Raw genomic sequence first — 6,286 nt, 5'->3', positions numbered from 1 at the left:
TGGTGGGAGCGATGGGATTCGAACCCATGACCCACGGCTTAAAAGGCCGCTGCTCTACCGGCTGAGCTACACCCCCGGGGCCTGTCGCGCGAACAGGGCCGACATTATCGGGCGGCCCTGCTCCGGGGTCAAGGCAAGTTGGGCCTCAGATGGCCAGCATGGCGGCGACCCAGAGGCCGATGCCACCCAGAGCGCTGAGGATGCCCAGGCCAAAGAGCCAAGTACGGCGGGTGAGTGCGGTGATGGAGGCCAGGGAGATGGCGATCTGCAGAAAGATCATGGCAATCTCCATATCGTTGTGCGGCCGATTGAGTCGGGCCGATTCGGCGTCGGCCTTGCCCGACTGGGTCTCGAGGGCGCGCGCCTCCTTCAGGATCGCGTTCTTCTGGGCTTGGTATTTCTCGATCTTGGGCGCGAATTGCTGCGCCTTACCGGGATCCAGGGTGCTGCCCAGCTCCAGCAGGTGCAGTTTGGTGCTCACCGCCTGATAGTAGTTCCATTGATCGGTGGCGCGGGCCTTTTCGAGCACGGCCTCGTTCTTGTAGAGCAGGACCTCGTTCATGAGGTGGCTGCCCTGATAGCTTACCACGGCGCCAAAGGCGGCAAGGATGGCCGTGAAGATGGCGACCCACTGGCCAAGACTGTGGTGGCCGGATCCGCCCTCGTGGTGCAGGGCCTCCTCGTGCGGAGCGTGGGTGTGCAGACCGTGTTCGCTCATGGGGTCTCGATTGCCGTCGGCGGAAAAACCGCGTTATCCTGAGTCCTTGTCTCGACTTCGTCAACCCTGTGGGAGGGCTCGATCATGGCCGTCGCTGTACCACCCCCCGAGCTGGACGAGGAAACCGCCTCGACGCCGGCGCAGGCTATTCTGGCTGGCGGCTGTTTCTGGTGCGTGGAAGCGGTCTACCGGGCCCTCAAGGGTGTGCGTAGCGTGGTTTCCGGCTACTGCGGTGGTAATGCCGCCGACGCCAACTACGAGCGGGTCTGCAGTGGCCGGACGGGGCACGCCGAGGCCGTTCGCATCGATTTCGATCCCAGCCAGTTGAGCTACGGTCGTATTCTGCAGGTGTTCTTCGGGGTCGCCCACGATCCGACCCAGAAGAATCGTCAGGGCAACGATATCGGTCCGCAGTACCGCTCGGCCATCTTCCCCTTGAACGCAGCCCAGGAGCGGGTCGCTCGGGCCTACATGGCGCAGCTGGATCGCGCGGGAGTCTTTGCCGCGCCCATCGTCACCACTATCGAGGGACCGACGCCCTTTTACCCTGCCGAGGCCTACCACCAGGATTATGCCCAACGTCATCCGGAGCAGCCCTACATCTGTGCCGTGGCCCGGCCCAAGCAGGACAGTCTGCGGCGGATCTTTCCCGAATTTCTGATGAACCCTGGGCAGGAGTAGCAGCCTATGTCCGTATCTTCCGCCGGTTACGATCTCAGCCCTATCGATCCCGAGCGGCGTGCCGAACTGGCCCGCCACCTTCCTGCCGCGGTGCGCCACATCCTTTTTGAGCACGGCACCGAGACGCCTTTCTGTGGTGGCCTGCTGCACGAGAAGGGTGAGGGTGACTATTGCTGCGTGCTCTGCGGCCTGCCGCTTTTCAAGAGCGCGGACAAGTTTGAATCGGGAACGGGCTGGCCCAGCTTCTTTGCCCCCTATGCGCCGGATCACCTCAAGGAGATCACGGATCGCAGCCACGGCATGCTGCGCACGGAGATTCGCTGCGCCCGCTGCGACAGTCACCTGGGGCACGTCTTTCCGGACGGACCGCCGCCCACCGGCCTGCGCTACTGCCTGAATTCCGCCGCCCTCAGCTTCATCCCCAAGGGCCAGCCGCACCCCAGCCCGTGAGGCTTCACTCGAACAAACCGACGGCCAGAAACCCTCTCCCGGCGGAGCTGCTCAGACCGAAGGCGTCGAGGCAGAAGCGGTTTTTTCGCGTTGCAGTTCCTGTATCGCCCGGGCCATGGCCACTCGTGCCACGGCCAGCGCCGCCTCATCTTGATGGACGAGGGCGACGTGATAGGCGCAGTGGGCTGCGGCGAGGCTCGTATCCTCCAGCCGGTGTTCCCGCAGGAATCGTCCGAGACGGCAGGCGCCGTGGTCTCCGAGATTGGGGAGCTTCTGTACGACCTTTGGTGCCAGCCGGTGGACGGCATCGAACTGCAGATGTGCCGCGTAGGCACCCAGCAGGGTCTGGGGTAGGTCCGGCTGCGGCTGCGGTCGATAGTGTTCGAGCCAGACCCAGACCTCCGCTACCGGCATGGGCCGGGCGATGCTGTAGCCCTGAACGTAAGGGATGGCGAGTACGCCCAGGGCGTCGAGGATGCTGAGGTCCTCCACCCCTTCGACAACATAGCGGGCGCCAATGGCCTGAGCCAGGCCACCCACGTTGAGGACGAAATTGAGATCCTCGGGGCGCGTGCCGATTTCCCGCACGAAGCCCTGATCGAGCTTGACCTCATCCACGGCAATCTCACGCAGGCGCAGAAGGGAGGCGTAGGCACTGCCGACGTCGTCCAAGGCGATGCGCACGCCGAGATGGCGGATCTCGTCGATGCGGTCGCGCGCGAGGGCCAGATTCAGAAACTCGCCGCTTTCCAGAATCTCCAGAGTGAGCTGGGACGGAGCCACGCCGCTCTGGCTGAGGATCCGGCGCAGCAGATCCGTGAAGGAACTATCCAGGAGCAGATCCGGGCCTACATTGACCGAGACCTCCAGATGCCTGCCCCGACGCGCGCCCTCGGCGGCGAGTTCGAGGGCTTCGATCAGCATCTGTCGAGCGAGTTCCCGCTGATCGGAGCGGTTCAGCTGGCCGAGGAAGTGCACGGGGGTCAGGAGCAGGCCGCTCTGCTGCAGGCGCGCCAAGGCCTCGAAGCCCACCACTTCGCCCGAGGCCAGGGCGATCATGGGCTGGAAATAGGGGACCAAGCCGCCGCTGTGCAGCAAGGTGCCATAGGGTGCCGGCTCCTCGCGGCCCTCTTCCGTGCCCTGATAGAGCTCCCAGAAATGGCTGCGATGGTGTTTTCCGATCTTGGCCCGGTACATGGCGTGATCGGCGTGGCGCAGCAGCTGCTCGGCGTCGCCATCGTCAAAGGGATAGATGCTGACGCCAAGACTACCGCCGGTGTGGGCCTCGATGCCGCCGGGCAAGAGCGTGGGTGTCTGTATGGCGAGGGCGATCCGGTCGAGGAGTTGCTCCAGGTTGTCCAGACGCTGCAGCCCCTCCAGCACCAGAGCAAACTCGTCGCCGCCCATGCGGGCGATGAAGTCGGTCTTGCGCAGAACCCCCTGCAGGCGCTGGGCGAGGCTGCGCAGCAGGGCATCCCCGGCGGCGTGGCCGTAGCGGTCGTTGATGGGCTTGAAGTCGTCCAGGTCCAGCATGCAGATGGCCAGCAGCTGATCCGCTCGGTTGGCCCGCTGCATGGCATCGGGGATGCGATCCAGGAGTGCCACGCGGTTGGGAAGACCCGTCAGAGCATCGTGCCGGGCCATCCAACTCTGGACCTTGCGTTCCTGCTCGATGCGCTCACGCAGGTCCAGCTCGTCCAAACCAAAGCCCAGGAGCCTGCTGATCCGTGCCAGGGCGCGCAAGGTTTCCTCGTCAAAGACGTCCTTTTCGGCGCTGGTAATGGTGAGCAGACCCCACAGGGCACCGCCGCGCAGGATCGGGATGGCGGCGGAGCTGGCCCAGCCAAGACTGTGGAAGGTGGCGTGATAGGCGGCGTAGCGCGGGTCGCTGCAGTAGTCGTTGTGATAGCGCAGCCGATGGCTCTGCCAGGCTTCGCCGACGACGCTGGGTGGTTCCCGTTGATCTGCATGGATGTGGAGGTTTGCCAGGATGTTGCTGCCGCGCCCGGCCGAGGCGAGGGGTCGGAACCAGCCATCGCGATCAGGACGGACAACGGCAACGGCGCTGAAAAAAGCGCTTTCCGCGAGGCGCTGGCAGCTGCGCCGAAGCATTTCCGCTTCGGAGCGGGCGCGGATGAGGACGTCGCCCTCGGCGAGAAAGGCGCGGTAGAGCCCGTGCACCTGCTCCAGGTGGCGGTGCTGCTCGAGCCGACGCAGGGCGATGCCGAGCATGACGGCCAAGTGCTGCAGAAGCCTCTGCCGCTGGGGGTTGGAGAAAAAACCGGGCAGGTTGCTGTAGAGTCCCAGGAGTGCGCGAACGCGCTCGCCCCGTTTGATGGGCAGGGTTGCCGTGCTGCGCCAGCTGCGGCTGCGGGCCGCCTCGCGCCAGGGTCCATAGTGCGGATAGGTCTCGATGTCGTCGACGATCACCGGCTGAGCGAGCCGCCAGGCCTGGCCCGCCGGACCCGATGCGGATTCGCTGTCATCGATGCGGATGTCCACGCCCTCCAGGTAGCTGGTCATGCCCTCGCCGGTATGGGCCAGGATCCGCAGCCCACCGCGGCCGTCGGGCTCCGCCAGCCAAGTGGCGGCAACGCCAGGAATGGCCAGAAGCTGTTCGAGGATGCGCGGGGCGAGTTGGATGACGGGCAACTCCGCCACCAGAAGGAGGTCGATCTGCTCGGTGATTTTGGCCTCGATGGCTCTGGCATCGTCCATACCGGCCAGTTGCGCGCTGAGGTCACGACCGAGGCGCTGCAGCAGGAGGTCGCGCAGGTGGCTATCGCGACGCAGAAAGGGACCCAGGGCCTCGAGAAGACAGTTGGCGTAAAGGGCCGTTGCCTCCACCAGATAATCGGGCGCCACTCCGAAGAGGGCGTGCCGACGCCCCGCCCGACGCGCGCGCCGATCCCGTTCCTCGTCCGTCAGGACACTGAGGATAGCCCACGCGTGCTCACGTTGTGCCCGGATCAGGCGGTCCAGACCACCCTCGCCCAGGCGCTGGAGGAAGGGCCCGATACCCGGATGCTGCTGCGCATGGGCGTAGAAATCGTCCACGGCGCGGACGATGGCCTCGTCTACTCGATCCTCATGACCAGCGAGGGCCTGCACGAGCTCGGGGCGCCCCTCTGGGGGTGTGTCGCCGTCATCGGACAGCAACTCAAACGGAGTCGTGCTCAAGAGTGCTCCCACAATGGAGGATGGCGGAGATTCCGACGGAAATTCCCTTTGGATTCTCATTCGCGCGGTAGCCCCATTCTAAAGCCAGGTTCCGATTCTGCCTAGCCGGGCCGTCGCATTGGGCTCATGGACCGGAGAGCTGCGGGAACAGCCGCGTTGCCAGACCACTCATGCGCCGCCCGTGCCGATCCAGAATCCGGGGCAGCGCTTCCAGGGGGGTGACGGCGAGGAAGCTGCGTCGGGCGCGTGTAACGGCGGTGTAGAGCAGCTCGCGGCTGAGCACCGGTGCGTCTTCTCTGGGCAGGACCAGCAGAACGCGCTGGAACTCCGAACCTTGGGCCTTGTGGACGGTGAGGGCATAGGCGGTGGCGGCATCGCCGAGGCGCTGCGGGTGCAGGCATAGCGGCGCCTGCTGGGGTCCGCGGGCAAAGTAGACCTGCAAGCGTCCCGCAGTGTCTGGAAGTACCAGGCCGAGGTCGCCGTTGTAGACGCCGGCGATAGGGTCATTGCGCTGGACCAGGATGGGGCGCCCCGGGTACCAGGCGCCGGGATAGCCGGGCGGGCGCAACTGGGCAGTCATCACGGCATTGATGCCGGCGACACCCCAGGGTCCTTCGCGCAGGGCACAGAGGATGCGGAACTCATCCACAGTCCGCAGCAGCGCGCGCACCCAGGCGTCGTGCGCCGCTGCCTCCTCAGGCACCTGTTCGAGGAGTACCTGGGTGGAGCGCCAGGCGGTCTCGGCCAGTTCCACCATGCGTTCGCGTCCGCCATTGGCCTGGGGATCGATCCAGCCGAGGGCGCTGCCCACCTCTGCCCCGGCGTGGGTGCGGAGGAGCTCGATGGTTTTTTGCACGTCTCCGACACGGATGGCTCTGGCCAGCTCGGCAATGGGTCCCTGGAAGCGATAGCTGCTGCGCAGGCGTACCACCGCCGCTTCCAGGGCGCTGGCATCGTCGCGCGTGGCGCTTGCCGTCAGGGTGATGCCCCAGCGTGCGGCCAGATCGCGCGCCGTGGCGGGTGGATAGACGGGGCGGCCGCGGCAGATCTCGGCCAGCACCGCGCCGGCCTCCACAGAGGCCAGCTGATCGGGATCGCCCAGCAGAATCAACTGGGCTTGCGCCGGCAGGGCGCGCAGCAGAGCGGCCATGAGTTCGTGCTGGATCATGGAGGCCTCGTCTACTATCAGGAGGTCCAGCTCCAGCGGCCGGCGGGCATCGCGGCGCAGGCGCCGGGTTCCGGGCCGAGCCCCCAGCA

Annotated in this window: 5 protein-coding genes and 1 tRNA gene; 2 read left to right on the top strand and 4 right to left on the bottom strand. The window is 65.9% G+C overall.

From position 1 onward, the window contains the following. Together Q0C23_RS09810 and Q0C23_RS09805 are read right to left on the bottom strand one after the other, a co-directional pair. Positions 1 to 76: transfer RNA gene (locus tag Q0C23_RS09810), tRNA-Lys, on the bottom strand. A gap of 69 nt (positions 77 to 145) precedes the next feature. Continuing rightward, complete coding sequence (locus Q0C23_RS09805; RefSeq protein ID WP_291512198.1) at positions 146 to 718, bottom strand: DUF4337 domain-containing protein; 573 nt, start codon at positions 716 to 718, stop codon at positions 146 to 148. Positions 719 to 802: 84 nt separating this feature from the next. Between Q0C23_RS09805 and msrA the strand changes: the two genes are divergently transcribed. Beyond that, positions 803 to 1,399 (top strand): peptide-methionine (S)-S-oxide reductase MsrA, encoded by a 597-nt coding sequence (msrA, locus tag Q0C23_RS09800; RefSeq protein WP_291512197.1) that lies wholly within the window; start codon positions 803 to 805, stop codon positions 1,397 to 1,399. A 6-nt stretch (positions 1,400 to 1,405) separates the two neighbouring features. Then, positions 1,406 to 1,849 carry a peptide-methionine (R)-S-oxide reductase MsrB gene (msrB, locus tag Q0C23_RS09795; RefSeq protein ID WP_291512196.1) on the top strand — a complete coding sequence of 148 codons (444 nt, stop codon included), beginning with the start codon at positions 1,406 to 1,408 and terminating at the stop codon, positions 1,847 to 1,849. A 51-nt stretch (positions 1,850 to 1,900) separates the two neighbouring features. On the opposite strand, the gene Q0C23_RS09790 is transcribed toward msrB, so the two are convergent. Both Q0C23_RS09790 and recD read right to left on the bottom strand, forming a co-directional pair. Further along, positions 1,901 to 5,029, bottom strand: coding sequence for an EAL domain-containing protein (locus Q0C23_RS09790; RefSeq protein WP_291512195.1), 3,129 nt, complete (start codon positions 5,027 to 5,029; stop codon positions 1,901 to 1,903). A 124-nt stretch (positions 5,030 to 5,153) separates the two neighbouring features. Beyond that, positions 5,154 to 6,286: exodeoxyribonuclease V subunit alpha (gene recD, locus Q0C23_RS09785; RefSeq protein ID WP_291512194.1), on the bottom strand; the 1,133-nt coding region annotated here is incomplete at its 5' end.

Source organism: Acidithiobacillus sp. (genome assembly GCF_023256195.1).
Taxonomy (GTDB): Bacteria; Pseudomonadota; Gammaproteobacteria; order Acidithiobacillales; family Acidithiobacillaceae; genus Acidithiobacillus_A.
Note: the sequence above shows the minus strand (reverse complement) of the source record. Positions and strands in the feature narration are given on the sequence as shown.